Genomic DNA, 25,974 nt, shown 5'->3' with positions numbered 1-25,974 from the left:
TTATTCGCGCTCGGGGTTATGGGCGCCCATATGATCGGCCGGGTACTTTTCGAAAATCTGGCCGATGAACGCTTGTGCTGCCTGGGTCCCCAATTCCTTGACCAACAGGTCGATGCCGATGATTGCCAATTCCTCTGGGCTGCCGGGGCTGTAGGAACTCTGTCCCTGGGGCCACTTGGCTTTGATATCGGCTTGGAGCGTTACGGTGGTCATGGAGGTCTCACGGGGCTGGAATACCGGGGCAGTTAACCATTTTGTGTCGGGTTTGGCACTGAGACTTAGGCATGAGGCGCTTCGGATTGAGGCGGTCGCTGTGCGACACTGGTCTTCTGTTTAATGACCGGGGACTACCACGTGCAGATCGATTTGAATAACCCCGAGAACCTGACCCTGGCCGCCGTACGCCAACTCATCGCCAGTGCCAGTGACGACGAACATACGCAGTTGCGAGTAACCAAGGGCGGAATCGCGTATATCTCGTCCGGAAGGGCCGTGGGTGGCGTGGACATCGACGGGCTGCTGTTTCGCCTGGAAACCTGGGCCAAGGGCTCCGGCTATGTCGGTAACGTGGCTGCCAGTGACGAAGTCTGGGTCACGCAGATTTTCAATGCGTTGAAGCAGAACTGGCCGAAGCCGCCATTTGACTATATCGACATCTATTGATTACGTTCATATCTGGTCACGATTGAGCGGGCGAATGCCTGTCAGGACTCAGGCAGACTTGCCTATCGGCAGTTTACGTCTTGAAACCAATCAGCCAGACCGCTGTCGCACGAACTCTGTCCATTTTTATCATAGGAGGCTTCATGCCTTGGAAGCTCGCATCACTCGGTACTTTGTTGGCAGCACTCGCGTTGGCGGGTTGCAGCACCCCGGGTACCTCTGAGCCAGCCAAAGACGCCACCGTGGCCGATGCTGGTCATAGTCGCTGTGAGTCGAAGGCCGCCGAGTTCACCATCGGCCAGAAAGCGTCGCCCCAGTTGCTGGAACAGGCCCGTACTCGCGCTGGTGCGCAGAACGCGCGGATCCTCAAACCTAACGACATGATTACCCTGGAGTACCGCTCCGACCGCCTCAACCTGAACACCGATGACAATCTGGTGATTACTCGGGTCAATTGCGGCTAAGCCTTTCCAGGCTTTTGCAGCGCCCATAAAAAACCCCGTCACATGGACGGGGTTTTTTAGCTCAGCGGAGAATTACTCGCCGCGAACCTGTGCAGCTTGCATACCCTTTTGGCCTTTCTCAGCCACGAAGGAAACGGTTTGGCCTTCTTTCAGGCTTTTGAAACCGTCGCTTTCGATAGCTTTGAAGTGTACGAACAGGTCGTCACCGCCACCTTGAGGAGTGATGAAGCCGAAGCCTTTTTCATCGTTGAACCATTTAACGGTGCCGGTTTGGCGATTAGACATGGTGTATCTCCAAGAAACATATATTTTCAGTAGTGCTGTGCTGCTCAGGCCAACTGGGCACACCGGGCTATCATAGTCGAAATGTTCGGCTTGGGAGCCCCCCCAAGGCATTGTTTGCTAATCAATAGCGTTGCGTTTAGTGCCTGTTTCGGCTGAAAGCCCCGTTCTACGGGGCTTTGCTGCGAAATATCAGCTGTTAAAAAAAGCCGTAAAAGCTGCGTAATTTGTGAGAAATGGCAGTTTTAGAGCTGTTTTTCCAGCAAGACGACCGTCTTATCGGGCGTCGTTCTTACTTTTTCTTCACCACTTTGCAGGACGAAATTGCCGCCACCGCTTTGTTTTTCAGGTCAGGGCTGGCGTTCTGGTTGGTCATCAGCTCCTTGATTTCTGCCGTGGTCAGCTCGGCGTTGATCTTGTCGGCGCCACATTCACAATGGTCTTTGGCAGTTTTGACGTCTACGTTCTGGCTGGCGGCTGCGCTGCAGTCTTTGACGAAGCTGTCGCGTGCACCGGCAGGCCAGTTCGACGGGGCGGCAGCCTGGGCGCCCAGGGACAGGAGGGTCAGGGAAGCGGCGAGAGCTAGGGTAGAGGTGAAACGCATCATGAGGATGCTCCTTTGGGTCGAGGACGAACGGCGATTCTCAGTGGGTTTGAGGTAGTGCGTACAGCTCAAGTTCCGTTTTGCAGCTATAAAGCCTGGAAATTATAGATACCCAGCGTGGCATCGGCGCGATGACCGTTCATCTGTGCTAGCATCGTGGTCCTGGCTATTCCCAGGCGCGCCATTTGCCGCCTTGCCATGTTCTTTTTAGCTCACTCCAGTCACTCTGGTTCGATTATCGGTTGGCCGAAAGGCTCCTGCCGCTGTAAGGCAGGCGTTCATCACTGAACGGCCTGGTGTTGGATCTTGTACTGGCTCATCCCAACCCACGTGACCTTTGGTAGGGGTCACCACTAGGAGAGGAGGCGCCATGCCAACTATTACTCTTCCCGACGGCAGTCAACGTTCATTCGATCATTCGGTTTCCGTAGCCGAGGTCGCCGCATCCATTGGTGCCGGCCTGGCCAAGGCCACCGTAGCCGGTAAGGTCGACGGCAAGCTGGTCGACGCCAGCGACCTGATCACCACCGATGCCAGCCTGCAAATCATCACGCCCAAGGACCAAGAGGGGCTTGAGATCATTCGCCACTCCTGCGCTCACCTGATTGGCCACGCGGTCAAGCAGCTGTATCCAACCGCAAAAATGGTGATTGGTCCGGTCATCGACGAAGGTTTCTATTACGACATCGCCTACGAGCGTCCTTTCACCCCGGACGACCTGGCGGCCATCGAACAGCGCATGCACCAGCTGATCGAAAAAGATTACGACGTGATCAAGAAAGTCACGCCGCGCGCCGAAGTGATCGACGTGTTCACTGCTCGTGGCGAGGACTACAAGCTGCGCCTGGTGGAAGACATGCCAGACGAACAGGCCATGGGCCTGTATTACCACGAAGAATACGTCGACATGTGCCGTGGCCCGCACGTGCCGAATACGCGTTTCCTCAAGTCGTTCAAGCTGACCAAGCTGTCTGGCGCCTACTGGCGCGGCGATGCGAAGAACGAGCAGCTGCAACGGATCTACGGCACCGCCTGGGCTGACAAGAAGCAACTGGCTGCCTACATCCAGCGCATCGAAGAAGCTGAAAAACGCGACCATCGCAAGATCGGCAAGCGCCTGAACCTGTTCCATCTCCAGGAAGAAGCGCCGGGCATGGTGTTCTGGCACCCGAACGGCTGGACCCTGTACCAGGTGCTCGAGCAGTACATGCGCAAGGTTCAGCGTGAGAACGGTTACCTGGAGATCAAGACTCCGCAGGTTGTTGACCGTAGCCTGTGGGAGAAATCCGGGCACTGGGCCAACTACGCCGACAACATGTTCACCACTGAGTCGGAGAGCCGCGACTACGCCATCAAGCCAATGAACTGCCCGTGCCACGTGCAGGTGTTCAACCAGGGCCTGAAGAGCTACCGCGAGTTGCCGATGCGCCTGGCCGAGTTCGGTGCCTGCCACCGTAACGAGCCATCGGGTGCATTGCACGGCATCATGCGCGTGCGTGGCTTCACCCAGGACGACGCCCACATCTTCTGCACCGAAGAGCAGATGCAGGCTGAATCCGCTGCGTTCATCAAGCTGACCATGGATGTGTATCGTGATTTCGGCTTTACCGAAGTCGAGATGAAGTTGTCCACTCGTCCGGAAAAACGCGTCGGTTCCGACGAATTGTGGGATCGCGCCGAAGCTGCACTGGCCGCAGCGCTGGACAGTGCGGGCCTTGCGTACGATCTGCAGCCGGGCGAGGGTGCCTTCTACGGTCCGAAGATCGAGTTCTCGCTGAAAGATTGCCTTGGCCGCGTCTGGCAGTGTGGTACTCTGCAGCTCGATTTTAACCTGCCGATCCGTCTGGGAGCCGAATACGTCTCCGAAGACAACAGCCGTAAACACCCGGTTATGCTGCACCGGGCGATCCTCGGCTCGTTCGAACGGTTCGTCGGGATCCTGATCGAGCACTACGAGGGTGCATTCCCTGCGTGGCTGGCTCCGACCCAGGCAGTGATCATGAATATCACTGATAAACAGGCAGATTTTGCCGCCGAAGTTGAAAAAACTCTCAACGAAAGCGGGTTTCGTGCCAAGTCCGACTTGAGAAATGAAAAGATCGGCTTTAAAATCCGCGAGCATACTTTGCTCAAGGTTCCCTATCTTTTGGTTATCGGAGATCGGGAAGTCGAGATGCAGACTGTCGCTGTGCGTACTCGTGAAGGTGCTGACCTGGGCTCGATGCCCGTCGCCCAGTTCGCTGAGTTCCTCGCGCAAGCGGTTTCCCGGCGTGGTCGCCCAGATTCGGAGTAATTATTATTAAGCGTGAAATGAGACAAGATAAACGAGCTGCACCGAAAGCCCCGATCAACGAGAATATCTCGGCACGCGAGGTTCGGTTAATTGGCGCTGACGGCGAGCAGATTGGCATCGTCTCGATTGATGAAGCGCTTCGTATCGCTGAAGAGTCCAAATTGGACCTGGTGGAAATCTCCGCCGACGCAGTCCCGCCTGTTTGCCGGGTGATGGACTACGGCAAGTCGATCTTCGAAAAGAAGAAGCAGATTGCGGCGGCGAAGAAGAACCAGAAGCAGATTCAAGTAAAAGAAATCAAGTTTCGTCCAGGGACGGAGGAAGGGGATTACCAGGTAAAACTGCGCAACCTGGTACGTTTCCTGAGTGATGGGGACAGGGCCAAGGTATCCTTGCGATTCCGCGGCCGTGAGATGGCCCACCAGGAGCTGGGGATGGAACTCCTCAAGCGGGTTGAAGCTGACCTGGTTGAGTACGGTACCGTCGAACAGCATCCTAAGATGGAAGGACGCCAGCTGATCATGGTCATCGCCCCGAAAAAGAAGAAGTAATCAACAGGGCACGGCAGGCCTTCTGATTATGTTTATCAACTGAATGCGGAGTATCCGAACATGCCAAAGATGAAGACTAAAAGTGGTGCTGCTAAGCGGTTTCTGAAAACTGCTAACGGTATCAAGCACAAGCACGCTTTCAAGAGCCACATCCTGACCAAAATGTCGACCAAGCGTAAGCGTCAACTGCGCGGTAGCAGCTTGCTGCATCCGTCTGACGTGGCAAAAGTCGAGCGCATGCTGCGCCTTCGTTAATTTTTGGATCAAGAATAGAGGAAGTAACTCATGGCTCGTGTAAAGCGTGGCGTCATTGCCCGTAAACGTCACAAAAAAATTCTGAAACTTGCTAAAGGCTACTACGGCGCGCGTTCACGCGTATTCCGTGTTGCCAAGCAAGCGGTAATCAAGGCAGGCCAATACGCCTACCGTGACCGTCGTCAGAAAAAACGTCAGTTCCGCGCTCTGTGGATCGCTCGTATCAACGCTGGTGCACGTGTTAACGGTCTGTCCTACAGCCGTTTCATCGCTGGCCTGAAAAAAGCGTCCATCGAGATCGACCGTAAGGTTCTGGCTGATCTGGCAGTGAACGAAAAAGCGGTGTTTGCCGCGATTGTCGAGAAAGCTAAAGCCACCTTGGCTTAAGTACCCCCGACAGTCACCCTGGGTTGCTCCTGCAGCCCAAGGTGGTGAACGTCTTAAATAGGGGAAGAGCCTTCAAGCTCTTCCCCTATTTTGTATCTGGAGTCTGTACATGGAAAACCTGGACGCGCTCGTCGCTCAAGCTCTTGAGGCTGTGCAAAGCGCTGAAGATATCAATGCCCTGGAGCAAATCCGGGTTCACTACCTTGGTAAAAAGGGTGAATTGACTCAGGTGATGAAGACCCTGGGGAATTTGCCGGCTGAAGAGCGTCCGCAAGTCGGTGCGCTGATCAACGTTGCCAAGGAGCGTGTCACAGAGGTGCTCAATGCGCGCAAGGCGACGATGGAGGAGGCTGATCTTGCAGCCAAACTCGCCGCCGAGTCCATTGACGTAACCCTGCCTGGCCGTGGCCAGGCCTCGGGCGGCCTGCATCCGATCACCCGGACTCTGGAACGTATCGAACAGTTCTTCACCCATATTGGCTACGGCATCGCCGAAGGCCCAGAGGTCGAAGACGACTATCACAACTTCGAGGCGCTCAACATCCCAGGCCACCACCCGGCCCGGTCGATGCACGACACCTTCTATTTCAACGCGAACATGCTGTTGCGTACCCATACCTCGCCGGTACAGGTCCGCACCATGGAAGCGAACAAGCCGCCGATTCGCATTGTCTGCCCGGGCCGTGTGTACCGTAGCGACTCCGATATCACCCACTCGCCGATGTTCCACCAGGTCGAAGGCCTGCTGGTTGATCGCGATATCAACTTCGCCGACCTCAAGGGCACCATCGAAGAGTTCCTGCGAGTGTTCTTCGAAAAGGAGCTGGCGGTACGTTTCCGTCCATCGTTCTTCCCGTTCACCGAGCCATCCGCCGAAGTCGACATGGAATGCGTGATGTGCAGCGGCAAAGGCTGCCGCGTCTGCAAGCAGACCGGTTGGCTGGAAGTGATGGGCTGCGGCATGGTTCACCCTAACGTGCTGCGCATGTCCGGCATCGATCCGGAAGAATTCTCGGGCTTTGCCTTCGGCATGGGCGTTGAGCGCCTGGCGATGCTGCGTTACGGCGTGAACGACTTGCGTCTGTTCTTCGACAACGACTTGCGGTTCCTCGCGCAATTTCGCTAGTCGTAACGAATCTTTAGGAGAGCAGGATGAAATTCAGTGAACAATGGCTGCGTGGCTGGGTTAGCCCGCAGGTAGATCGCGACGAGCTGGTTGCTCGTCTGTCGATGGCCGGCCTTGAGGTCGACAGCGTTACACCGGCCGCCGGTGTTTTCAGCGGCGTGGTAGTGGGCGAGGTGCTGAGCACCGAGCAGCACCCGGATGCCGATAAGTTGCGTGTATGCCAGGTCAGCAATGGCGCGGAAACCTTCCAGGTCGTGTGCGGAGCGCCAAACGTGCGCCCGGGCCTGAAGATCCCGTTCGCCATGATCGGCGCTGAGCTGCCAGGCGACTTCAAGATCAAGAAGGCCAAGCTGCGTGGCGTTGAGTCCAACGGCATGCTGTGCTCCCAGGCTGAGCTGCAAGTCGGCGAGGGCAATGATGGTCTGATGGAGCTACCGGCCGACGCGCCCGTGGGCCAGGACATCCGTGTCTACCTGGAGCTTGAAGACGCTAGCATCGAGGTCGACCTGACCCCGAACCGTGGTGATTGCCTGTCCCTGGCCGGCCTGGCCCGTGAAGTGGGCGCGCTGTACAACGCCCCTGTCACCCGTCCGGTGGTTGCGGCTGTGCCTGCGGTGCACGACGAAGTGCGTCCGATTGAAGTATTGGCTCCCAACGCCTGCCCACGTTACCTGGGTCGTGTGATCCGTAACGTCGACTTGTCCAAGCCAACTCCTCTGTGGATGGTTGAGCGTCTACGTCGCGCCGACGTGCGCAGTATCGATGCTGCCGTCGACATCACCAACTACGTGATGCTCGAGCTGGGCCAACCGCTGCACGCGTTCGATCTTGCCGAAATCAACGGCGGTATCCGCGTACGCATGGCCGAAGAAGGCGAGAAGCTGGTACTGCTCGACGGCCAGGAAGTCAGCCTACGTGCCGACACCCTGGTCATCGCTGACCATTCCCGCGCCCTGGCGATTGCTGGCGTGATGGGTGGCGAGCACAGCGGTGTGTCTGCGACCACTCGTGACGTATTCCTTGAAAGTGCGTTCTTCGACCAGATCGCCATCGCTGGCAAGGCCCGTTCCTATGGCCTGCACACCGATGCTTCGCACCGCTATGAGCGTGGTGTGGACTGGAAGCTGGCCCGTGAAGCCATGGAGCGCGCCACTGGCCTGCTGCTGGAAATCACCGGGGGCGAAGCCGGCCCGATTACTGAAACCGTCAACGAACAGTTCCTGCCGTCCGTTGCGCCGATCACCTTGCGTGCCAAAAGCGTTGAGCAAATGCTTGGCCTGGTAATCGAGCCTGCTGAAATCGAGCAATTGCTGTCGGCGCTCGGTCTGGCCATCTCCGTCAGTGGGGAAGGGCAGTGGCACGTTGAAGTGCCAAGCCATCGCTTCGATATCAGCCTGGAAGTCGACCTGATCGAAGAACTGGCCCGCTTGTATGGTTACAACCGCCTGCCGGTTCGTTACCCGCAAGCCCGCCTGGCACCGCAACCCAAGGCCGAGGCGCGTGCGCACCTGCCTGAGCTGCGTCGCCTGCTGGTAGCCCGTGGCTATCAGGAAGCGGTCACCTACAGCTTCATCGATCCTAAACAGTTCGAGCTGTTCAACCCGGGTGTCGAGCCGTTGCTGCTGGCCAACCCGATCTCCAACGACATGGCGGCCATGCGTTCGTCCCTGTGGCCGGGCCTGGTGAAAGCACTTTCCCATAACCTGAACCGCCAGCAAGACCGCGTGCGCATGTTCGAAAGCGGCCTGCGTTTTGTCGGCCAGCTGGATGGCTTGAAGCAAGAGCCGATGCTGGCGGGCGTGGTGTGCGGTAGCCGTCTGCCGGAAGGTTGGGCGCAAGGCCGTGATGCCGTGGACTTCTTTGACGTCAAGGCTGACGTGGAAGCGGTACTGGGCTTCGCCGGTGCATTGAACGACTTTACTTTTGTGCCTGGCAGTCACCCAGCGTTGCATCCGGGCCAGACTGCGCGCATCGAGCGTGAAGGTCGCCTGGTGGGCTTCGTCGGTGCTATCCACCCAGAACTGTCGAAAACCCTCGGTCTCGACCGCCCGGTGTTCGTGTTTGAGCTCGTCCTGGCTGAAGTGGCCTCGGGCAAAATGCCGAAATTCAGCGAGTTGTCGCGCTTCCCGGAAGTGCGCCGTGACCTGGCGTTGATCGCTGACCGTGATGTGGCCGCCACTGCTGTTCTGGATGTAATCCGTGAAAATGCAGGGGAATGGCTGACAGACCTCAGGCTATTTGACGTCTATCAGGGTAAAGGTATTGATCCACATAGAAAAAGCCTTGCAGTTGGCTTGACCTGGCAGCATCCATCGCGCACTCTTAATGACGATGAGGTGAATACCACGACACAAAATATCCTCACCTCGCTCGAACAAAGGTTGAACGCCACGTTAAGGAAGTGACGTATGGGGGCTTTGACGAAAGCTGAGATGGCGGAACGTCTGTACGAAGAGTTGGGTCTGAACAAGCGCGAGGCCAAGGAATTGGTCGAGCTGTTCTTTGAAGAAATCAGACACGCTCTGGAAGACAACGAACAGGTCAAATTGTCCGGTTTCGGCAATTTTGACCTGCGGGACAAACGCCAGCGGCCTGGCCGCAATCCAAAAACGGGAGAAGAAATCCCGATCACGGCTCGCCGTGTGGTCACCTTTCGTCCAGGGCAGAAGTTGAAGGCCCGAGTTGAGGCTTATGCTGGAACCAAGTCATAACGACGAGCTACCCGTCATCCCAGGCAAACGCTACTTCACCATTGGTGAAGTCAGCGAGCTCTGTGCGGTAAAACCGCACGTGCTGCGCTATTGGGAGCAGGAGTTTCCTCAACTCAACCCCGTCAAACGCACCGGGAACCGTCGGTATTATCAGCGCCAGGATGTGCTGATGATCCGACAGATCCGCGCGTTGCTGTATGACCAGGGGTTCACCATCAGCGGCGCGCGCCAGCGCATGTCCGGTGATGAAGCCAAAGACGACACCACCCAATACAAGCAAATGATCCGCCAGATGATCGCCGAGCTTGAAGATGTGCTGGTGGTTCTCAAGAAGTGATTCAAGCTTTTAAAATACTTCCACATTTCAAAAGCTTGCGGTATATTCCGGTTCGCTTCGTTACGAAGCAAACCCAGTAACACGCCTAGTCGGGGCGTAGCGCAGTCCGGTAGCGCACTAGCATGGGGTGCTAGGGGTCGAGTGTTCGAATCACTCCGTCCCGACCATATTCTGAAGGGGGCCAATCACTTAGGTGATTGGCCCCCTTTCTCGTTTCTGGCATTTAAAAAACGTCAACATCAACGCGGTCGCGGCGACTTGGGCGGACTGGAGAAGTTACCCATATCCGGCGCATCCATCTCAGCCTGGGAGCAATGCAAGCGCTTGCCCCGTTCCCGGGTCGCCCAGATTTCACCGCCCCAATTCTCGGGCCGGCCCTGAAGCTTGAGCACGAACTTCTGACCTTCAATGACGTTACTGACGCCAGCGCACTCCCAGACGCGCTGCGCCTCGGATGTTGGCATGGGGGCGTATAGGTGCGTCTTGGCGCTTTGGGACAGGGCGGGCGGTTGGGTAGCACAGGCGCTCAGAGCAAGCGCCGAGAGGACGACGGTGAATCGCATTCAAATTCCCTTTTTTCAAACGATTGAGCCAATCGCGTAGCATTGCAGGATCGTGGCGCGGGATTCTAAACCAATGCCCGGTCCAGGATCACTGCCCGCGCTCGCGGCTCAAAACGTCTGCCCCATCGAGAACTGAAACACCTGCTTATCCGCGTTCTCAGGCGTCTTGATCGGGTACGCCAAATTCACGCTCAACGGCCCCAGCGGGCTGTACCACGTCACGCCCACCCCTACCGAGCTGGCCATCTGGCTCAAGTCCACACTGCCACAGCCCTGCGTGGTGCTCAGGTAGCACTTGTCCGAATACACCGTGCCCACATCCCAGAACAAGGAGGTGCGCACGGATTTGTTGTCCTTGATAAACGGCACGGGGAACAGGTATTCCGCGCCGCCGGTGATCAGGATATTGCCGCCCAGCGCCTCGGTGTCGCGGTCCGAATAGTACGCCTGGCCGGCACTGGCATAGGCACCGGTGGCCGGTGTGTTGCGCGGGCCGAGGGTGCCGCTTTCAAAGCCGCGCACCGTACCTTCGCCACCGGCCGTGTAGGTCTCATAGAAGGGCAGGCCATCGGTCGAGCCGTAGCCGCTGCCGTAGCCGAGTTTGGTATGGAAGCGCAGGGTGGTGCTGTTGGTGACGGGCACGTAGGTTTGCCCCGTGTAGTCGATCTTGTAAAAGCTCAAGTCGCTGCCCGGCACCGTTGCCATCAGGTTGAGGTTCTGCGAGTAGCCTCGGGTGGGCAGCACGCCTTTGTTCAGGGTGGATTCCGACCAGCCCAGGTTGGCCTTGAAGTTGGTGAAGTCCTTGCCTTCGCGCTCGACAAAATCATAGATCTCGTCCGCGCTGTAGGTGCCCGGCTCGATGCTGTCGTGCTGCACCGTCAGGCCAAAGCTCAGGCGTGAGGTTTCGTTGATCGGGTAGCCAAGGGTGGCGCCCAGGCCATAACTGTTGACCGAGTAATACGAGACGCCATCGTCGTAGTACTTGTTGTAGTCGGTCTTGCTGTAGAACGCGTTGTAACCCAGGCTCACGCCGTCCGGGGTGAAGTAGGGGTCGGTAAAGCCGATGTTGTACTTGCTCTGGTATTCGGAGCGGGTCAGCCCGAGGCTGGCGTAATTGCCGGTGCCGAGGAAGTTGTTCTGGGTGATCGAGCCACCCAGGATCAAGCCGGCACTTTGGGCGAAGCCGACGCTGGCGGTGATCGAGCCGGACGCCTGCTCTTCCACCGCATAGTTCACGTCCAGTTGATCGTCCACACCGGCCACTGCAGGGGTCTCGACGTTGACCTCCTTGAAGAAACCCAGACGCTCCAGGCGCACCTTGGATTGGTCGATCAGGTAGGTCGAGGCCCAACCACCTTCCATCTGGCGCATTTCGCGGCGCAGCACCTTGTCGTCGGTCTTGGTATTGCCACGGAAATTGACTCGGTTGACGTAGGCGCGCTTGCCGGGGTCGACGGCGAAAGTGACATCCACGGTGTGTGATTTATCGTCAGCCTGCGGCACGCCGTTGACGTTGGCAAAGGTGTAGCCTTCATTACCGAGGCGGCGGGTGATCAGTTCCGAGGTGGTGGTCATCAACTTGCGCGAAAACACCTGGCCCTTCTGCACCAGCAGCAACGACTGCACCTGGTTTTCCGGGACCTTCAGCTCGCCGCTCAGCTTGACGTCACGCACCGTATACTTCTGGCCTTCCTGGATATTCACGGTGATGAACACGTGTTTCTTATCCGGGCTCATGGACACCTGGGTCGAGCTGATATCCATATTGATATAGCCACGGTCCAGGTAATACGAGCGCAACCGCTCCAGGTCGCCGGAGAGTTTTTCCCGTGCGTATTTGTCGTCATTCTTGAAAAACGACAGCCAATTGCTGGTCTTGAGGGTGAACTGGTCGATCAGCGCTTCATCGGGAAATACCGTATTGCCCACCACATTGATGTGCTGGATCGCTGCCACTTCGCCCTCATTGATCTTGATCTTTACCCCCACCCGGTTGCGCGGCTGGGCCACTACCTCAGTCTCGACCGATGCCGAATAACGCCCCTGGGCCACGTATTGGCGCTGCAGTTCGTTGCGTACACCCTCCAGGGTTGCGCGCTGGAAAATCTCGCCCTCGGCCAGGCCGGATTGCTTCATGCCTTTCATCAAGTCTTCGGTGGAAATCGCCTTGTTGCCCTCGAACTCGATACTGGCAACCGAAGGGCGCTCGACTACATTGATAATCAGCACATCGCCCTCACGGCTCAGGTGGATGTCCTGGAAGTAGCCGGTCTTGAACAGCGCACGGGTGGAGTCCACCAGACGCCGGTCATCCGCCTCATCACCGACATTGAGCGGCAGGGCGCCGAACACGCTGCCCGCCGACACCCGTTGCAGGCCGTTGATTCGAATATCCGAGATTTTGAAACCCTGGGCGAGGGCCAAAGAGGCATTGAGCAGCAGCGCAACCGAGCAGAGCAGGCGCGAAAAATTCATCAAGATCTTTTCCAGAACACATCGACAAGCAGCGCCGGCGCGGCCGGACTGGTGAATATCCAGCTTAAGAGCGCCCCGCGTTTGATGCGGTTAACCGAATGTCAAGTTAGGTAAAGGTTGGCCCGCATTCCTTAACCAAGGCTGATAATGCGCAGCCCCCACTGACGAGCCCGCAATGATTTCCGTACTGTTGGTTGACGATGACCAGGAACTGACTGGAATGCTGAGCCAATACCTGGCCAGCGAAGGTTTTGCCGCGACCGCAGTGCATACGGGTGAGGAGGGCGAGGCCGAGGCGCTGTCCGGGCGCTACAGCATCGTGGTGCTCGACGTGATGTTGCCCAAACGTTCGGGTATCGAAGTGCTGCGGCGCATCCGTGCAGTGAGCCAGGTGCCGGTGGTGTTGCTCACCGCCCGTGGTGACAACATTGATCGCATCACCGGGCTTGAGCTGGGCGCCGACGACTACGTGCCCAAGCCCAGCTCTCCCGGCGAATTGGTGGCGCGCCTGCGCGCGATCATGCGCAGGGTGCAGCCGCAGGGCCAGCCGACCACTGAAGTGATCAAGACCGGCGCACTGGTGCTCTGGCCCGGCAAGCGCCAGGCCTTGTGGCACGGCGTCGAGCTGGGGGTGACCAGCACCGAATTCAGCCTGCTCGAAGAACTGGCCCGCAGTGCCGGCCAGGTGGTCAGTAAAAAAGATCTGTCACTCAACGCCCTGGGCTGCCCGCTGACGCGCTACGACCGGCGCATCGACGTGCACATCAGCAGCATCCGGCAAAAACTCGGGCCGCGCCCCGACGCCAAGGCCTGGATCCAGAGCGTGCGCGGTCTCGGTTACCTGTTGATTGCCGAATGACCAAGCCTAGCCTGCTGTTCTGGAAACTGTTCCTGGCCTTCTGGCTGGCGACCACCCTGACTTTTCTGGTGGGGATCGGTGTCCTGGAACTGGGGCGCTTTCGCCCGAACGACCCCCACGTAGAAGCCATCCTCGCTGCCGAAGAGAAGTTGCTGCAGCAATTTGGCGTAGAGGCGGGTGGGGAGTTGCTGACGGTGTGGGAGCGCCCGGCGGATGAGGGCATCGGCGTCTACGACAGTGCTGGCAAATTATTGGCCGGGGCGCCGGTGACGCACGTTGCCCATGAACGATCAGTCATCAGTAAGGAAGGCCTGGCGCTGTCGATTCGTTCCACCCACGCGCCTGGCAAGGATCCAGGTCGGCCCTGGCACGAGATCCCGTTGATCATCGGCACGGTCATGAGCGCGTTGTTCAGCGGCTACATGGCCTATTACCTGGCCTGGCCCCTGGCTTACCTGCGCCGGGCCATGAGCGATGTGGCCCAGGGGCGTTTCGAAACCCGGGTCAGGCCCGCCATGGGCCATCGGCGGGATGAAATCGTGGACCTGGCCGAAGATTGCGACCGCATGGCCAACCAGTTGAAGGTCTTGGTGAATGCCCAGCAACATCTGTTGCACGACATCTCCCATGAACTGCGCTCCCCGTTGACCCGTATCCAGGCGGCCATTGGGCTGTTCCGCCAGGACAACGCTCGCGTGGAAATGCTTGAGCGCATCGAGCGCGAATCCGAGCGAATGGACACGCTCATCGAAGCGCTGTTGACCCTGGCGCGCCTGCAGGGTCGCCCCGAAAGCATCGAACGTGAGTCGTTGGATGTCGTCGAGCTGCTAAGGATGATTGTCGAGAACGCACAGTTCGAAGCCGCTATCAAAAACTGTCGCGTCGAGTTGCACGCTGGCCCGCCGTTTATCGCGTGTGTCAGTGGCGAGTTGCTCTACCGCTGCTTTGAAAACGTTATCCGCAATGCCGTGCGTTATACCCGGCCGGGCACCACGGTGCGGGTTTCAGCCCAGGTGAACACCGAAGGCGGCCGCTTGAATGTTTGCATCACCGACCACGGCCCCGGCGTCGAAAGCGAGCGCCTGCAAAGCATCTTCCACCCCTTCGAGCGCGGCGTGGGCGATGCCAGCGTCGGCTTCGGCCTGGGCCTGGCCATCGCTGCCAGGGCGGTGCAGATGCATGGCGGCACCATCCTCGCGCGCAACGAACCCGAAGGCGGGCTCACCGTCGAAATCAACCTGCACAGCGCACGATCTTTACACGACATTACATTGGCTTGACCGCCCTGTACGTGACGCCTGATTAGACTTGTCGCCATTGATTGAGTGGAGGTGGCGATGTTTCAGGTGCACAAAAAGGGCTTCGTGCCCGGCAGGAAAATGGTCGACGGCCTGGTCCCCTACGACTTCTTTTGCGAAGACAGCCCGGCGATCAATCTGTTTGTCTTTACCGGCGCCGCCACGCCGGATGCCACGGTGCACGAGCAGACACTGTGGGGCTTTACTCGCCTGGAGCGTTTCGAGGCGATGACCAGCACCCTGGTCACCCACAAGCAACACGCCGGCTGGTTCCAAAGCGTCAGCGTACTGACCGGGCCGAACCAGAACGGCACGCAGAGCGTGAAGTTCCAGCGCGTGCTCAAGATCATCAAGCACGCCAACGGCACCCGCAAAGTCGACTACGAGATTCTTACCGACGAAGGCGACACCTACTTCACCCGGCCGTCGGTTGCACCCGATAGCGCGCAAACCATCATCTATTCGGCCGAACCACCGCTGGCCATGTAGCTCAAGGTCATGCGGCTCAACGCCCGGATGCCCACCGCCAGGGTTGGGTCGTCCACCTGGAACCCCGGCGAATGGGTCGGCCAGACGGTCTTGCCTTCCAAGGCGGGTGGCGTCACGCCCATGCGCATGAAAATCCCCGGCACCTGGCGTGCATATTCGGCGAAGTCATCAGCGCCGTAGGTGCCATTGTCAATACGCACCGGGGTGGTGGAGACCTGTTGCAGCACGGGCATCAATTGATCCACCAAGGCTGTGTTGTTGTAGCCAGCGCGGTAGTTGCCGGGCAGGTAGTCGACCTTGGCGGAGGCCCCCGATGCTTCGGCGATTTTCTCGGCGGTACGGGTCATGCGTTGCAATACGTCTTCGCGCTGTTCATCGCTGACCGTACGTATCGAGCCCTCCAGGCGCACTTCGGCGGGGATGATGTTGTGGCGATCACCGGCCTCGATACGGCCCACGGAAATCACCGGCGCCGGCAACAGGCTGAGGTTCGATTGACGGCTCGCAATGGTCTGCCATGCCAGGATTACCTGGGCCGCCACCGGCACCGGGTCGATGCCGGTCCAGGGGAATGCGGCGTGGGTTTGACGACCGACGATGTGCGCGACAAAGGTATCCGCCGCCGCCGTGGTGCGTTGTCGGCTGAGGGTGAACGTGCCCGCCGTGCCGGCCGTTACGTGAATACCGAAGATCACTGCGGGCGCCGGATTCTGCAACGCGCCTTCGTTGATCATCAATTGCGCACCGCCCTGTTCTCCCAGTGGCGGGCCTTCCTCGGCCGGCTGGAAGATCAACTTGAGCGTGCCCGGCAGTTGATCACGATGGGCCGCCAACACCTCGGCGACGCCCAGTGCCATCGCCATATGCGCATCGTGACCGCAGGCGTGCATCACCCCGACCTCTTTGCCACGGCTGCGAAAATCACCGCCTTCGTCCTGGGTGCGAACGGTCGAGGCGTAGGGCAGGCCGGTTTGCTCGGTGAGCGGCAAGGCATCCAGCTCGGCACGAATCGCCACTACGGGGCCGGGTTTGCCACCGCGTAAAATACCAATCACACCGGTGTGGGCGATCCCCGTCTGTACCTCCAGGCCGAGTTCGCGCAGGCGCTGCGCGATGCGTTCGCTGGTATGGAATTCACGGTTGCCCAGTTCGGGCTGCTGATGAATGGCATGGCGCAGTTTGATCACGCCAGGCAAGGCTTGGCTGATCTGCGCATCCAGATCCGCCCAAGGCTCGGCGGCGGAGACCGCACCGGACAGAAGCAGCAGTAACAACGGTAGTTTGGACATATCCAAGGCTCAATAAGTAAACGCAATCGGCGGTGCCTTGGCGTTCAGCAGGTAGTCGCCGATGGCCTTGTACTTGTAGGCCAGCGCGTCGTGGGTGGTGTGGGTGCGTGCATTGCGCCAGTGGCGGTCGAAGTTGTAGCGCGACTGCGTGGTGGCGGCGCCGCCGACTTCGTACAGGCGTTCGCACACAAACAAGGCGGCGCGGGTCGAGGCGATCTTGGCTTCGGCCACCGCAATCGAGGACTTCACCAGAATCGCCTCCAGTGCCTCACCCTCCGCCAACCCCTGCAACTGCGTACGCGCTGCCAGGTCCACCGCGCCGGCGGCTTTCTCCACCAGCGCTTCGGCGCCGTGGATACGTGCCGCCAAATCGCCCAGGGTGTGCAGGATGTAAGGATCCTGACGTGCCGAATCCACACCACTTTCCCGCACGGGTCGCGTACCGCTGCGCGCCCAGGCCACGGCGTCATCCAGCGCGGCCAGGCCGATGCCGACATCCAGGGCACAGTGGATCAATTGCGCGCTGGCACCGATATAGTTGCGGCGTTGGTACCACTGTGCCAACGGGATCACCTGCTCCGGGCGTACCTGCACCTCTTCCAGCAAAGTGCTACCGCTGGCGGTAACGCGTTGGCCCATGCCGTCCCAGTCATCCAGCAAGGTAATGCCGGCGGTGTCGGCGGGCAGCATCACGTATACCGCGTTACCGGCCTCGTCCACCGCCTGGATTTTCAGCAGGTCGGCAAACAGGCAACCGGTGCTGTAGAACTTGCTGCCATTGAGCACCCACTGGTCGCCGCGACGTTCCAGGCGCGTGTGGATCTCACCGCGAAAGGTGCCGCTGCGCTCGGCAATCGCGCCGGACGATAACTGGCGTTCGGCAAACGCACCGAGGTATTCGCGTTGCTGCGCCGGGCTGGCGATCAGGCGCAAATGTTCGACGGTGGCAAAGTGCGGAAACAACGCCTGCGCGACGCTCGGATCGGCCTTGGCCAGCGTGATGAAAATCTGCGCCACTTGCAGTTGGCTGACGTCACCGCCGCCCAATTCGGTGGGCACGCGCGCGGCACCGAGGCCCGACTCGCGGATCAGGTCGAGCTGGGCATACGGCAAGATCCTGCCGGCATCGCGGTCGGCGGCGCCGGGTTGGATTTGCGCAGCGAGTTGGTGGGCGAGGGCAAGGTAATCGGTCATGGAAATGTCCATCAAAAAAGGTCAGGAAGCGTCGCGCAGGGCGCTGCGTGGAACGCCGAACAACAGGATCAACGTGCCCACTGCCACCAGCGCTGCGACGATGTACAAGGCAAGGCTGATGCTGCCGGTGGAGGTCTTGATTGCGCCGATCATGATCGGCGTGAGCAGGCTGCTGATCTGCCCGCAGCAATTGACCAGCGCCAGGCCGGCGGCCTTGGCGTGGTCCGACAGGTAATACGTGGGGATGGTCCAGAAAATCGCCGTGGCCACCAGGTAGCCGCTGGTCATCAGGGTCAACACGGCAATCGCCGAATACGGGCTGAACAGAAAATTGGGCAATACCAGCATCGCCAGCGCCGCCGTCAGGCCGCCCACGGCGAAGTGCCAACGCCGCTCTTGTTGCACGTCCGAATGCCGACACGCCCACAACATCACGCCCACGCCGACCACATAGGGCAGCGCCGACAACAGCCCCAGTTGCCCGAGGTTGCTTACGCCGGAATCGCGGATGATCGACGGCGCCCAAATATTGGTGACGTTGCCGGTGCACATGATGGTCAGGCAGTACGCCAGGGTGATGAACCACACCTTGCGGTCCTTCAGCGCCTCGATAAACCGCGTATGCCCGCCGGGTTTGCGCTGCTGGCGTTCATGGGCCAGGGCCTGTTCGATAGCGGCTTTTTCATCGGCGCTCAACCACTTGGCCGACGCCGGTTTGTCATCCAGCCAATACCAGGCGAACAACCCCGCGAGCACCGGCGGAATACCGGTGATCACAAACAACCATTGCCAACCGGTAAAGCCGCCGACGCCCGCGAAGTGCCCCATGATGCCCGTGGACAGCGGCCCGCCGATGATCCCGCACACCGCAATTGCCATGATGAAGCGCGAGGTGATGCGCGCCCGGTGGCTGGCCGGAAACCAGTAGGTGAGGTACAGGATCACCCCCGGAAAGAACCCGGCCTCGGCCGCGCCCAACAACACCCGCAGCACATAGAACTGCGCCGGGGTCTGGGCAAACGCCGTGGCGATGGTCACCAGCCCCCACAGCACCATGATGCGCATCATGGTTTTCTTCGCGCCGATCTTTTCCAGCAGCAAGTTGCTGGGGATCTCGAACAGCAGGTAACCGATGGAGAACACCCCGACGATGATGCCGAACGTGGCGTCGCTGATGTTCAGGTCGGTCTTGAACTGCAAGTGCGCAAAGCTGATGTTGACCCGGTCCAGCCAATTGAGCACAAAGCACAGGAACAGGAACGGCATGATCCGCCACGCCAGTTTGCGGTACAGGCGTTGGTCAAAGACGGCCGCCGGGCGTTCGAAGTTAGTCATTACCAGCTCACGTCGACTTTAGCGAAGTAGTACGCGCCTTCCAGGCCGTAGGGCGAATACCAGCTGTAGGTCGGGTTGTCGGTGGGGAAGAAGTAGTAACGCTTGGCTTCGTCATTCAACTGTTCGGGGCGTTTGTCGAAGATGTTCTCGCCGCCTACGGTGATTTTCACCGCATCGCTCAGCCAGTAACCCACACTCAGGTCGGTGATGAACGCCGGCTTGATCACTTCATCGCGGCTGGCGGAAATCTGGTTGCGCCCGGTGACCTTGGAGTAACGGGTTTCCTTGAGGTTGACCTCGAAGTCCCCCAGTTGCCACGCGGCATTCAGCGAGGTGGTGTTCTTTGGGTACGCCGAGGTCAGGTTGCCCTGGCGGTCACGGCCCACGGCGCTCACACCGGTGCCGGCGAGTGCGGCGGGTTCCTTGATCTTCTCGATGGTTTGCAGGCTCTGGTTGCTGAGCAAGGTCCACTTGGTCTTGCCGTAGCGGCCCAGGTCATAGCGATAGTCCGCCACCAGGTCGATGCCACGGGTGCGGGTGTCGGCCAGGTTGCCGAAGTAGGAGATGATCTGGTTCGGGTCCAGGCCCTGGGCGGCCAGCACGTTGGACACGGCGGTGCCTTGCAGGTTACTGGTTTGCAGGATGCGGTCCTTGATGTCGATCTGGTACAGGTCGACGGTCACGTCCAGGTTGTCGGTGGGCGTGGCGACAAACCCGAGGCTGTAGTTCATCGAGCGTTCAGGCTTGAGTTGCTTGGCGCCCAGAGCCTTGCCGGCGGCGTCGTCCACCGTCACGTAGCGGGTGGTGGCCTGCTCCAACTGCCCGTTGAGCGGGCTGGTGCGCCAGGCGGTCAGCGACGAGGAGTAGAACTGCTGTTGCAGGGACGGCGCTCGGAAACCGTTGCTCACCGTACCGCGCACGGCGAATTGTGGGGTGAACGCGTAGCGGGTGGAGAACTTGCCGCTGCCGGTGTCGCCAAAATCGCTGTAGTGCTCAAAACGCCCGGCCAGGCTCACGTCCCACTTGTCCGTGAGGCTCTGGCTGAAATCCACGTAGGCGGCGGTGTTGGTGCGCGAATAGTTATGTGCGTCCGCCGGGGTGAACCCCACCAGGCCAGGCGCGCCGGGGTTGGGGCGCTGGCCGGCCAGCGGGCTGCCGGCGGGGAACACGTAGCCGCCATCGGCATAGGAGGCGTATTCGCCGGCCTGGATTTCGAAGCCGTCGCGGCGGAACTCAAGGCCGGTGGAGACGTTCAAGGGCTTATCGAACAGGCCGGTGTCGAACGAGCGGGTCAGGTCGAGGTTGTTGGTCCACTGGCTGGCAATCAGGTTGCCGCCGTCCATATTCTGCGGGCTGTCGGGGCCGAGAGAGGGGTTCAACGAGCGCTCGTTGCGGGTGTTGGCGTTGTTGTAGCCGTAGCTGGTGCTCAGGTCCCAGGCCCAGCCGAGCAGGTCATCGTTGCGCACGCCGAACACGCTTTGGAAGTCGTCTTCTTCCACCACGAAACGCGGCGAGAAACCGTCCGGGTACACCGAGACAATATTCTGTGGCGAGTTGGCCGTGCGGTAAGTGCCCCAACTGGTGGAGTTGCGGTGGCTGAGGGTGGAGAACGAATACAGCGTGTAATCCTGGTTCAGCGGCAATTCGGCGTTGTAGCCGAAGTTGTAGGTCTGCGAGCGCGGCTGCCCCAATTGCTGGCGATAGCGGCTTTCGCTGGTCTCGCGCGGGTCGGGCTGGCCATTCTGACGGAAATAGATGCTGGTGCGATCCGGCACCGCGCCGGCCACGTTAGAGCTTTCCTGGATGCCGACGTCGGCACTCAGGCTGAAGAAACCATCATTGGGCAGTTCGAAACCCTGGTTGACCTGGCCCTGGCCCCGCGCACCGAAGTTGCCCTTGCCGCCCACACGGTTGGCGTATTGCCCGTACAACGCGCTGCCGCTGCCGCCGGAGTGGTTGCGCTTTAGGATGATGTTGATCACCCCCGCAATCGCATCCGAACCGTACTGCGCCGCTGCGCCGTCACGTAGCACTTCGACGTGGTCGACAGCGGCGATGGGGATCAAATCGAGGTCAGCCGGCGACTGGCCGCTGGAGGTGGCGGCGGTCTGCACAAAGATCAGCGACGTGTTGTGACGGCGCTTGCCGTTGACCAGCACCAACACATGGTTGCCACCCAGGCCGCGCAAAGTTGCCGACTTGACCGACAGCCCGGTGCCGCCGGTAAAACCTGCCGCGTTGGTATAGGACGGCACGCTGGCGGCCAGCGCATCGCGCAGGTTCTGCTTGCCGGAACGAGCGAGGTCGTCGGCGCTGATCACATCGATCGGCGCCAGGCTCTTGGCCACGGTGCGGCCGCTGTCACGGGCGCCGGTGACCACCACGGTTTGCAGCGCGGTATCGCTGCTCAGGGATTTTTCTTCGGCCTGGGCCGTGTGTTGGGCACACAGCCCAAGGATGCCAACGGTCAACAGGCTGAGCCTGGGACGCGAGCGGGTATACGGGCGAGACATGGTGAGGCTCCAGTGTTTAGGTGCCGCGTTCCATTCCTGGTGGTGGGAGTTCCTGACAGTACTGGGGAGGCTTTGTGTTGGCAGTTTCTAGTTATGGGGAAAGGATCAGCGTCCCAGCATCACGTCCGTGCGGGCCTGGTCGACCAGTGCCATCTGCCGGATAAGCCGGGCCTTGCGTTCGGCCAGCAGCAGGATCTTGGTCCATTCCACCGCCTTGCCAGAGTGGCTGGCCAGGCGTGCGGCCAATTCCAATGAACTGGCGTAGGCGTCGTCCACCACCTGGTTGACCAGGCCGATGGCCAGCGCTTGCTGCGCGTCGAATTGGCGCGCGCTGAGCATGATATCCAGCGCGGCGGCCTCACCAATCAGGCTGGGCAGGGTGATGGCGCTGAAACCGGACAACATGCCGTGCTGCACTTCCGGGAAGTGAAAGCGCGTGTCGTGGCGGGCAATCCGGAAATCACAGTGAATCGCCAAGCTGATGCCCAGGCCCAGTGTGTGGCCGTGCAGGGCGGCAATCACCGGCTTGCTCAAGTCGTTGCCGACGCCCGGCAGGGCGCGGGCGAGCACGTCGCTGCTGACGGTTTCGCCGGTGGTTTGGATTTCCTTGAGGTCGGAGCCGGCGCAAAACGCCCGCTCCCCGGCACCGCGCAACACGATGGCGCGCACGGCGCTGTCGGCCTGGGCGCGTTGCCAGGCCTCGGCCAATTCGTGTTTGGCCTGGCTGTCCAGGGCGTTGAGACGCTCTTGGCGGTTAAGGGTAACCACCAGGATGCCATCGCCAATAGGTTGATAGTCGACTGTCATTAAGGGCTGTTCATCAGGTGTGAAAGAAAGACGCGATTGCCCCTTGAGGTCCGCGCCAAAGTGAGGAAAACTTAAAGCATGTGCACAATGCAAACAATATGTTTGTTATATGAACATATTCTTATCAGGTCAAAAACGGTTATAAAAAATGAAAGCCATAGTTCTAAAAGCCTTCGGTGGACCGGAGCAATTGCAGGTCGAGGAGGTGCCCACCCCGCAGGCTGGCGCCGGTGAAGTGCTGGTTAAAGTTGAGGCGGCTGGGGTTTGTCATCATGATTTGCTGCACCGTGCCGGGCATTTGCCGGGGGCGCATACCGGTGTGGTGTTGGGCCATGAAGTGGCGGGGGAAGTGGTCGAGGTGGGCGTTGGCGTCCATCATCTGACGGTGGGCGCTCGGGTCGTGGTGTATCAACGGCGCTTCTGCGGCCAGTGCCGCGACTGCCTGCGCGGTCGCCAGGACCTGTGCCGCGCCCTCGGCCTGCCATCGGTGGACACCGAAGGCGCCTACGCCGAATACCTGCGGGTGCCGGCGATTTCCGCCATCGAACTGCCCGACGGGCTGGCTTACGTCCAGGCCGCATTGGCGTCTTGCCCGATTGGCACCAGCGTGCGTGCGCTGCACGGCGAAGCGGCGCTCAAACCCGGCGAGACCGTGTTGATCAACGGCGCCAGCGGCGGCCTCGGCGCGCATCAGATCCAACTGGCGAAAGCTGCGGGCGCGCGCGTGATCGCGGTGACTGGCAGCGCCGATAAACGCGAATTCCTGCACCGCCTGGGCGCCGATGAGGTGATCGTCAGCAGCGCCGGCTACAGCGCCGAGGTGTGGACACTCACCGGCAAGCGCGGCGTGGACGTGGCCATGGAGAACCTCGGCAGCACCCTGGAAGACACCTTGCGCAGCATGGCCCTCGGTGGGCGCGTGGTGGTGTTGGGCAACGTCGCGCCGGCGGCGGTGCCGGTTAATCCCGGCTTGTTGATCGGCCGACGGATTCGCCTGCAGGGCTCGGGCAGTGCCACGCTGGAAGAAGTGCGCCTGGCCTTGGCGTTGATCAAGGGGGGGCAGGTCACGCCGCTGATCGATCGCGTATTGCCGTTTCACCAGGTGGCCGAGGCCCATGCGTTGTTGGAGTCACGCCAGGTCAATGGGCGCATTGTGTTGAGTGGGTGGTAAGCATGGATATCAGTACGCTGCTGAGTCAGGCAGCCTTCAAATGGCCGGACCGCATCGCGTTGCACGAGCCCGCCAACCAAAAAACACTGACCTTTGCCGAGCTGGATCGCGCCCTCAGTGGCGTCGGTCAGGCGTTGGACCAATTGCACATCCCGGCCGGTGCACGCGTGGCCTTGTTGGCCGATGCCAGCCTCGACTATTTGCTCGCCGACTACGGCTGCATGGCCACCGGCCGCGTGCGCGTGCCGTTGGACCCGTCCTTGTCCGCCGATGAGTTGCTCGCCCAATTGCAGGACGCCGGCGCGGCCTTGCTGCTGTTTTCCCACGCCTACGCCGGGGTGGCGCAAGGGCTGGGTATCCGTTGCCTGCCACTGGCTGCCGTCACGGAACATCCTGTTGTCGACGTTGCCGCGCGTGCGGCCCAATCGCCCCAGGCGTTGGCCTCGCTCAACTACACCGGCGGCACCACCGGCACGCCCAAGGCGGTGATGCATCGCCATGCCAGCCTGTGTGCCGTCTTGCAGAACATCGTCATGGGCCGGGGCGCGGCGGTCGGTGATGTACTGCTCAACGTGCGCCCGCTGTGGCCGATAGCAGCGGTGGCGGTGTTCGCGCACGTGCTCAGCGGCGGGCAGGTGATTCTGGGCGGGCGTTTCGACGGCAAGACCTTCATCGCCCAACTCACCGAATTCAACGTGGCCTTCAGCTCCCTGGTGCCGACGCAATTGCTGCGCCTGCTGCGTGAAACCGGCAGCGCGCCCGCTGATCTGCCGGCCTTCAAAAGCCTGGATGTCGGCGCCGCCGCCCTGACGGGTGAAGTGCTCGAAGGCTCTTGCAGCCTGTTCAGTGAGCGGATCGGCGTGCTCTACGGCATGACCGAGGCGCCTTGGAGTTGCTACCTCTCGCCCGCGCAAATGGCGGCGGTACGCGCATCGGGTGACAGCGGCGAAGGCGTGGTCGGCCGCCCGCTGTTCAGCGCCGCCATCCGCATCGACCGGCCCGACGCCAATGGCCTCGGCGAAATCCTGCTCGGCGGCCCGCAATTGATGAGTGGCTACTGGCAACTCCCCGATCTCAGCGCCAAGGCCTTGGACAACGGCTGGCTGCGCAGCGGCGATCTGGGGCGTATCGGCAGCGATGGATTGTTGCGGGTATTGGGACGCTGCAAGGACATCATCCGCAGCGGCGGCAAATCCGTGCAGCCCGGCGAGGTTGAGCAAAGCCTGATGAGCCATCCCGGCGTGCAGGACGTTCACGTCTTCGGCCTGGCCGATCTGGAATGGGGTGAGCAGGTGTGTGCGGCCGTGGTGCTGGAGGGTTCGCAGGCCGTGTCGGCGCAACAGTTGATGGACCACTGCCGCGCCGAGCTGTCGCGCTTCAAGGTGCCGCGCCGTGTCTACTTCATCGATGAACTGCCGCGCTCCCACTACGGCAAGGTGCAGAAAAACCGCCTGCTTGCCGCACTGGACCTGCAGCCCTAGAGGTTGCCCAACTGCGCCGCGATGCCTTCACAGGCGCGGCGCACATGGCTGGCCAGGGACGATCCCGGATGGGTTTCGTCTTCCATCTCCAACCCGGCGACGACCACCGCGCCAATCGCCTGGCCGGCCTCGACCCGAATCGGAAACGCCACCGACGACAGCCCCGGCTTGAACTCACCGTGGCCGAAGGCGAAGTCCTGCTGGCTGCGGATCAGCTCCAACGCGGGCAGTGCCTTGGCATGACGCGCCTCGCCGAGGATCGCCTGGGCCGCCGCATCGCTGTAAGTGGCGAGGACGGCGCGACCACTGGGGCTGCCGTCGATGGGAAACTGGTCGGCCAGGTCGACAATCACATTGAGCGGCGTGGTGGGTGTCCACATGCGCTCGATCAACACCACCTGATCGCCCACCGGCACCGACAGCGACACAATTGCCTGGCGCTCGCCGATCACCCGTTGCAATTCGATGGCGTAGGGCAGGGCGATCTTGCGCAGGTTCAGGCGGTTCAGATAGGCCGCCGAGTAGATCAGGCACTCCGGGCCGATGCGATAAGTGCCGCCCTGGGATTCGATCAGGCTCCAGTGGGTGAGGGTCTTGAGCAGGCGGTGAATGGTGGTGCGGTCGATACCGGTCAAGCGCGCCAGATCCAGCGCACTGGCGCCGTGCTTGAGGCCGGCGAGGGTGCGCAGCAGCACAATCGAACGGTCGATGACCTGGACGCGCCCACCGGCATTTTCCTTGTTGCTGGCGGGCGAGGGAGGTGTCGAAGAAATATCCATGGGGGCACAGGCTTCCGAAATCATTGTGTTCGGCAAGCGCAGGCTTGG

Annotated in this window: 25 protein-coding genes and 1 tRNA gene; 16 read left to right on the top strand and 10 right to left on the bottom strand. The window is 60.4% G+C overall.

Annotated features, from left to right (window positions below):
• Positions 1-213 (bottom strand): hypothetical protein, encoded by a 213-nt coding sequence (locus DYL61_RS06700; RefSeq protein ID WP_015884938.1) that lies wholly within the window; start codon positions 211-213, stop codon positions 1-3.
• A 141-nt stretch (positions 214-354) separates the two neighbouring features.
• Here DYL61_RS06700 and DYL61_RS06695 point away from each other — a divergent pair, with 141 nt between their 5' ends.
• Both DYL61_RS06695 and DYL61_RS06690 read left to right on the top strand, forming a co-directional pair.
• Positions 355-663, top strand: a complete 309-nt coding sequence (locus DYL61_RS06695) for a hypothetical protein (protein ID WP_135307751.1) — start codon at positions 355-357, stop codon at positions 661-663.
• Positions 664-806: 143 nt separating this feature from the next.
• Entirely contained in the window at positions 807-1,127 is a 321-nt protein-coding gene (locus DYL61_RS06690; protein ID WP_105696535.1) for an I78 family peptidase inhibitor, read from the top strand.
• 72 nt (positions 1,128-1,199) lie between these two features.
• Here the strand turns inward: DYL61_RS06690 and DYL61_RS06685 are convergent, their stop codons facing one another.
• Positions 1,200-1,412 (bottom strand): cold-shock protein, encoded by a 213-nt coding sequence (locus DYL61_RS06685; RefSeq protein ID WP_003234260.1) that lies wholly within the window; start codon positions 1,410-1,412, stop codon positions 1,200-1,202.
• Positions 1,413-1,701: 289 nt separating this feature from the next.
• Entirely contained in the window at positions 1,702-2,016 is a 315-nt protein-coding gene (locus DYL61_RS06680) for a hypothetical protein (RefSeq protein ID WP_105696534.1), read from the bottom strand.
• A gap of 367 nt (positions 2,017-2,383) precedes the next feature.
• Between DYL61_RS06680 and thrS the strand changes: the two genes are divergently transcribed.
• The 9 genes from thrS to DYL61_RS06635 all read left to right on the top strand — a co-directional run bounded on the left by thrS (position 2,384) and on the right by DYL61_RS06635 (position 9,840).
• Entirely contained in the window at positions 2,384-4,306 is a 1,923-nt protein-coding gene (thrS, locus tag DYL61_RS06675; RefSeq protein WP_105696533.1) for a threonine--tRNA ligase, read from the top strand.
• A complete protein-coding gene (infC, locus tag DYL61_RS06670) occupies positions 4,306-4,857 on the top strand; it encodes a translation initiation factor IF-3 (RefSeq protein WP_181157274.1) in 552 nt (183 codons plus the stop codon). The genes thrS and infC overlap by 1 nt, the downstream gene beginning before the upstream one ends.
• Before the next feature lie 60 nt (positions 4,858-4,917).
• Positions 4,918-5,112, top strand: coding sequence for a 50S ribosomal protein L35 (rpmI, locus tag DYL61_RS06665; RefSeq protein WP_002553160.1), 195 nt, complete (start codon positions 4,918-4,920; stop codon positions 5,110-5,112).
• 30 nt (positions 5,113-5,142) lie between these two features.
• Positions 5,143-5,499, top strand: a complete 357-nt coding sequence (gene rplT / locus DYL61_RS06660) for a 50S ribosomal protein L20 (protein WP_007913489.1) — start codon at positions 5,143-5,145, stop codon at positions 5,497-5,499.
• A 109-nt stretch (positions 5,500-5,608) separates the two neighbouring features.
• Complete coding sequence (gene pheS, locus DYL61_RS06655) at positions 5,609-6,625, top strand: phenylalanine--tRNA ligase subunit alpha (RefSeq protein ID WP_017737822.1); 1,017 nt, start codon at positions 5,609-5,611, stop codon at positions 6,623-6,625.
• Positions 6,626-6,651: 26 nt separating this feature from the next.
• On the top strand, positions 6,652-9,030 hold the full coding sequence (gene pheT, locus DYL61_RS06650; protein WP_135307709.1) for a phenylalanine--tRNA ligase subunit beta: 2,379 nt from the start codon (positions 6,652-6,654) through the stop codon (positions 9,028-9,030).
• A gap of 3 nt (positions 9,031-9,033) precedes the next feature.
• Complete coding sequence (gene ihfA, locus DYL61_RS06645) at positions 9,034-9,336, top strand: integration host factor subunit alpha (RefSeq protein ID WP_002553164.1); 303 nt, start codon at positions 9,034-9,036, stop codon at positions 9,334-9,336.
• Positions 9,317-9,673, top strand: a complete 357-nt coding sequence (locus DYL61_RS06640) for a MerR family transcriptional regulator (protein ID WP_010209127.1) — start codon at positions 9,317-9,319, stop codon at positions 9,671-9,673. The genes ihfA and DYL61_RS06640 overlap by 20 nt, the downstream gene beginning before the upstream one ends.
• Before the next feature lie 90 nt (positions 9,674-9,763).
• Positions 9,764-9,840: transfer RNA gene (locus DYL61_RS06635), tRNA-Pro, on the top strand.
• Between the two features lie 504 nt (positions 9,841-10,344).
• Here the strand turns inward: DYL61_RS06635 and bamA are convergent.
• Entirely contained in the window at positions 10,345-12,711 is a 2,367-nt protein-coding gene (gene bamA / locus DYL61_RS06625; protein WP_135307707.1) for an outer membrane protein assembly factor BamA, read from the bottom strand.
• A gap of 175 nt (positions 12,712-12,886) precedes the next feature.
• On the opposite strand from bamA, the gene DYL61_RS06620 reads away from it, so the two are divergent.
• The 3 genes from DYL61_RS06620 to DYL61_RS06610 are packed head-to-tail and all read left to right on the top strand — an operon-like array spanning position 12,887 to position 15,357.
• The gene (locus DYL61_RS06620; protein ID WP_105696471.1) at positions 12,887-13,570 is read left to right on the top strand and encodes a response regulator transcription factor; all 684 of its coding nucleotides are present in this window, start codon (positions 12,887-12,889) and stop codon (positions 13,568-13,570) included.
• Complete coding sequence (locus DYL61_RS06615; RefSeq protein ID WP_135307706.1) at positions 13,567-14,850, top strand: HAMP domain-containing sensor histidine kinase; 1,284 nt, start codon at positions 13,567-13,569, stop codon at positions 14,848-14,850. The genes DYL61_RS06620 and DYL61_RS06615 overlap by 4 nt, the downstream gene beginning before the upstream one ends.
• Positions 14,851-14,907: 57 nt before the next feature.
• Positions 14,908-15,357: a hypothetical protein gene (locus DYL61_RS06610; RefSeq protein WP_135307705.1), complete on the top strand. Its 450-nt coding sequence runs from the start codon at positions 14,908-14,910 to the stop codon at positions 15,355-15,357.
• On the opposite strand, the gene DYL61_RS06605 is transcribed toward DYL61_RS06610, so the two are convergent.
• The 5 genes from DYL61_RS06605 to DYL61_RS06585 form a co-directional block, all read right to left on the bottom strand.
• Positions 15,327-16,646: an amidohydrolase gene (locus tag DYL61_RS06605; protein WP_135307704.1), complete on the bottom strand. Its 1,320-nt coding sequence runs from the start codon at positions 16,644-16,646 to the stop codon at positions 15,327-15,329. The two genes, DYL61_RS06610 and DYL61_RS06605, sit on opposite strands and share 31 nt — an antisense overlap.
• A 9-nt stretch (positions 16,647-16,655) precedes the next feature.
• A complete protein-coding gene (locus DYL61_RS06600; RefSeq protein WP_135307703.1) occupies positions 16,656-17,840 on the bottom strand; it encodes an acyl-CoA dehydrogenase family protein in 1,185 nt (394 codons plus the stop codon).
• Positions 17,841-17,861: 21 nt separating this feature from the next.
• Positions 17,862-19,175 (bottom strand): MFS transporter, encoded by a 1,314-nt coding sequence (locus DYL61_RS06595; protein WP_135307702.1) that lies wholly within the window; start codon positions 19,173-19,175, stop codon positions 17,862-17,864.
• The gene (locus DYL61_RS06590) at positions 19,175-21,688 is read right to left on the bottom strand and encodes a TonB-dependent receptor plug domain-containing protein (RefSeq protein WP_135307701.1); all 2,514 of its coding nucleotides are present in this window, start codon (positions 21,686-21,688) and stop codon (positions 19,175-19,177) included. The genes DYL61_RS06595 and DYL61_RS06590 overlap by 1 nt, the downstream gene beginning before the upstream one ends.
• Before the next feature lie 105 nt (positions 21,689-21,793).
• Positions 21,794-22,495, bottom strand: a complete 702-nt coding sequence (locus DYL61_RS06585) for an enoyl-CoA hydratase/isomerase family protein (protein WP_135307700.1) — start codon at positions 22,493-22,495, stop codon at positions 21,794-21,796.
• Between the two features lie 148 nt (positions 22,496-22,643).
• Here DYL61_RS06585 and DYL61_RS06580 point away from each other — a divergent pair, with 148 nt between their 5' ends.
• Entirely contained in the window at positions 22,644-23,666 is a 1,023-nt protein-coding gene (locus tag DYL61_RS06580) for an alcohol dehydrogenase catalytic domain-containing protein (RefSeq protein WP_135307699.1), read from the top strand.
• A 2-nt stretch (positions 23,667-23,668) separates the two neighbouring features.
• A complete protein-coding gene (locus DYL61_RS06575) occupies positions 23,669-25,147 on the top strand; it encodes a class I adenylate-forming enzyme family protein (protein ID WP_135307698.1) in 1,479 nt (492 codons plus the stop codon).
• Here DYL61_RS06575 and DYL61_RS06570 read toward each other — a convergent pair.
• Complete coding sequence (locus DYL61_RS06570; RefSeq protein WP_135307697.1) at positions 25,144-25,926, bottom strand: IclR family transcriptional regulator; 783 nt, start codon at positions 25,924-25,926, stop codon at positions 25,144-25,146. The two genes, DYL61_RS06575 and DYL61_RS06570, sit on opposite strands and share 4 nt — an antisense overlap.
• Positions 25,927-25,974: the final 48 nt, after the last annotated feature.

This window comes from Pseudomonas nabeulensis, assembly GCF_004682045.1.
GTDB lineage: Bacteria > Pseudomonadota > Gammaproteobacteria > Pseudomonadales > Pseudomonadaceae > Aquipseudomonas > Aquipseudomonas nabeulensis.
Note: the sequence above shows the minus strand (reverse complement) of the source record. Positions and strands in the feature narration are given on the sequence as shown.

Excerpts from the sequence above, each read along its gene's own strand:
- DYL61_RS06700 (WP_015884938.1), bottom strand. The coding sequence starts at position 213 with ATGACCACCGTAACGCTCCAAGCCGATATCAAAGCCAAGTGGCCCCAG.
- DYL61_RS06690 (WP_105696535.1), top strand. The coding sequence starts at position 807 with ATGCCTTGGAAGCTCGCATCACTCGGTACTTTGTTGGCAGCACTCGCG.
- DYL61_RS06685 (WP_003234260.1), bottom strand. The coding sequence starts at position 1,412 with ATGTCTAATCGCCAAACCGGCACCGTTAAATGGTTCAACGATGAAAAA.
- DYL61_RS06680 (WP_105696534.1), bottom strand. The coding sequence starts at position 2,016 with ATGATGCGTTTCACCTCTACCCTAGCTCTCGCCGCTTCCCTGACCCTC.
- thrS (WP_105696533.1), top strand. The coding sequence starts at position 2,384 with ATGCCAACTATTACTCTTCCCGACGGCAGTCAACGTTCATTCGATCAT.
- rpmI (WP_002553160.1), top strand. The coding sequence starts at position 4,918 with ATGCCAAAGATGAAGACTAAAAGTGGTGCTGCTAAGCGGTTTCTGAAA.
- rplT (WP_007913489.1), top strand. The coding sequence starts at position 5,143 with ATGGCTCGTGTAAAGCGTGGCGTCATTGCCCGTAAACGTCACAAAAAA.
- pheS (WP_017737822.1), top strand. The coding sequence starts at position 5,609 with ATGGAAAACCTGGACGCGCTCGTCGCTCAAGCTCTTGAGGCTGTGCAA.
- pheT (WP_135307709.1), top strand. The coding sequence starts at position 6,652 with ATGAAATTCAGTGAACAATGGCTGCGTGGCTGGGTTAGCCCGCAGGTA.
- ihfA (WP_002553164.1), top strand. The coding sequence starts at position 9,034 with ATGGGGGCTTTGACGAAAGCTGAGATGGCGGAACGTCTGTACGAAGAG.
- DYL61_RS06640 (WP_010209127.1), top strand. The coding sequence starts at position 9,317 with ATGCTGGAACCAAGTCATAACGACGAGCTACCCGTCATCCCAGGCAAA.
- bamA (WP_135307707.1), bottom strand. The coding sequence starts at position 12,711 with ATGAATTTTTCGCGCCTGCTCTGCTCGGTTGCGCTGCTGCTCAATGCC.
- DYL61_RS06620 (WP_105696471.1), top strand. The coding sequence starts at position 12,887 with ATGATTTCCGTACTGTTGGTTGACGATGACCAGGAACTGACTGGAATG.
- DYL61_RS06615 (WP_135307706.1), top strand. The coding sequence starts at position 13,567 with ATGACCAAGCCTAGCCTGCTGTTCTGGAAACTGTTCCTGGCCTTCTGG.
- DYL61_RS06610 (WP_135307705.1), top strand. The coding sequence starts at position 14,908 with ATGTTTCAGGTGCACAAAAAGGGCTTCGTGCCCGGCAGGAAAATGGTC.
- DYL61_RS06605 (WP_135307704.1), bottom strand. The coding sequence starts at position 16,646 with ATGTCCAAACTACCGTTGTTACTGCTGCTTCTGTCCGGTGCGGTCTCC.
- DYL61_RS06600 (WP_135307703.1), bottom strand. The coding sequence starts at position 17,840 with ATGACCGATTACCTTGCCCTCGCCCACCAACTCGCTGCGCAAATCCAA.
- DYL61_RS06595 (WP_135307702.1), bottom strand. The coding sequence starts at position 19,175 with ATGACTAACTTCGAACGCCCGGCGGCCGTCTTTGACCAACGCCTGTAC.
- DYL61_RS06590 (WP_135307701.1), bottom strand. The coding sequence starts at position 21,688 with ATGTCTCGCCCGTATACCCGCTCGCGTCCCAGGCTCAGCCTGTTGACC.
- DYL61_RS06585 (WP_135307700.1), bottom strand. The coding sequence starts at position 22,495 with ATGACAGTCGACTATCAACCTATTGGCGATGGCATCCTGGTGGTTACC.
- DYL61_RS06580 (WP_135307699.1), top strand. The coding sequence starts at position 22,644 with ATGAAAGCCATAGTTCTAAAAGCCTTCGGTGGACCGGAGCAATTGCAG.
- DYL61_RS06575 (WP_135307698.1), top strand. The coding sequence starts at position 23,669 with ATGGATATCAGTACGCTGCTGAGTCAGGCAGCCTTCAAATGGCCGGAC.
- DYL61_RS06570 (WP_135307697.1), bottom strand. The coding sequence starts at position 25,926 with ATGGATATTTCTTCGACACCTCCCTCGCCCGCCAGCAACAAGGAAAAT.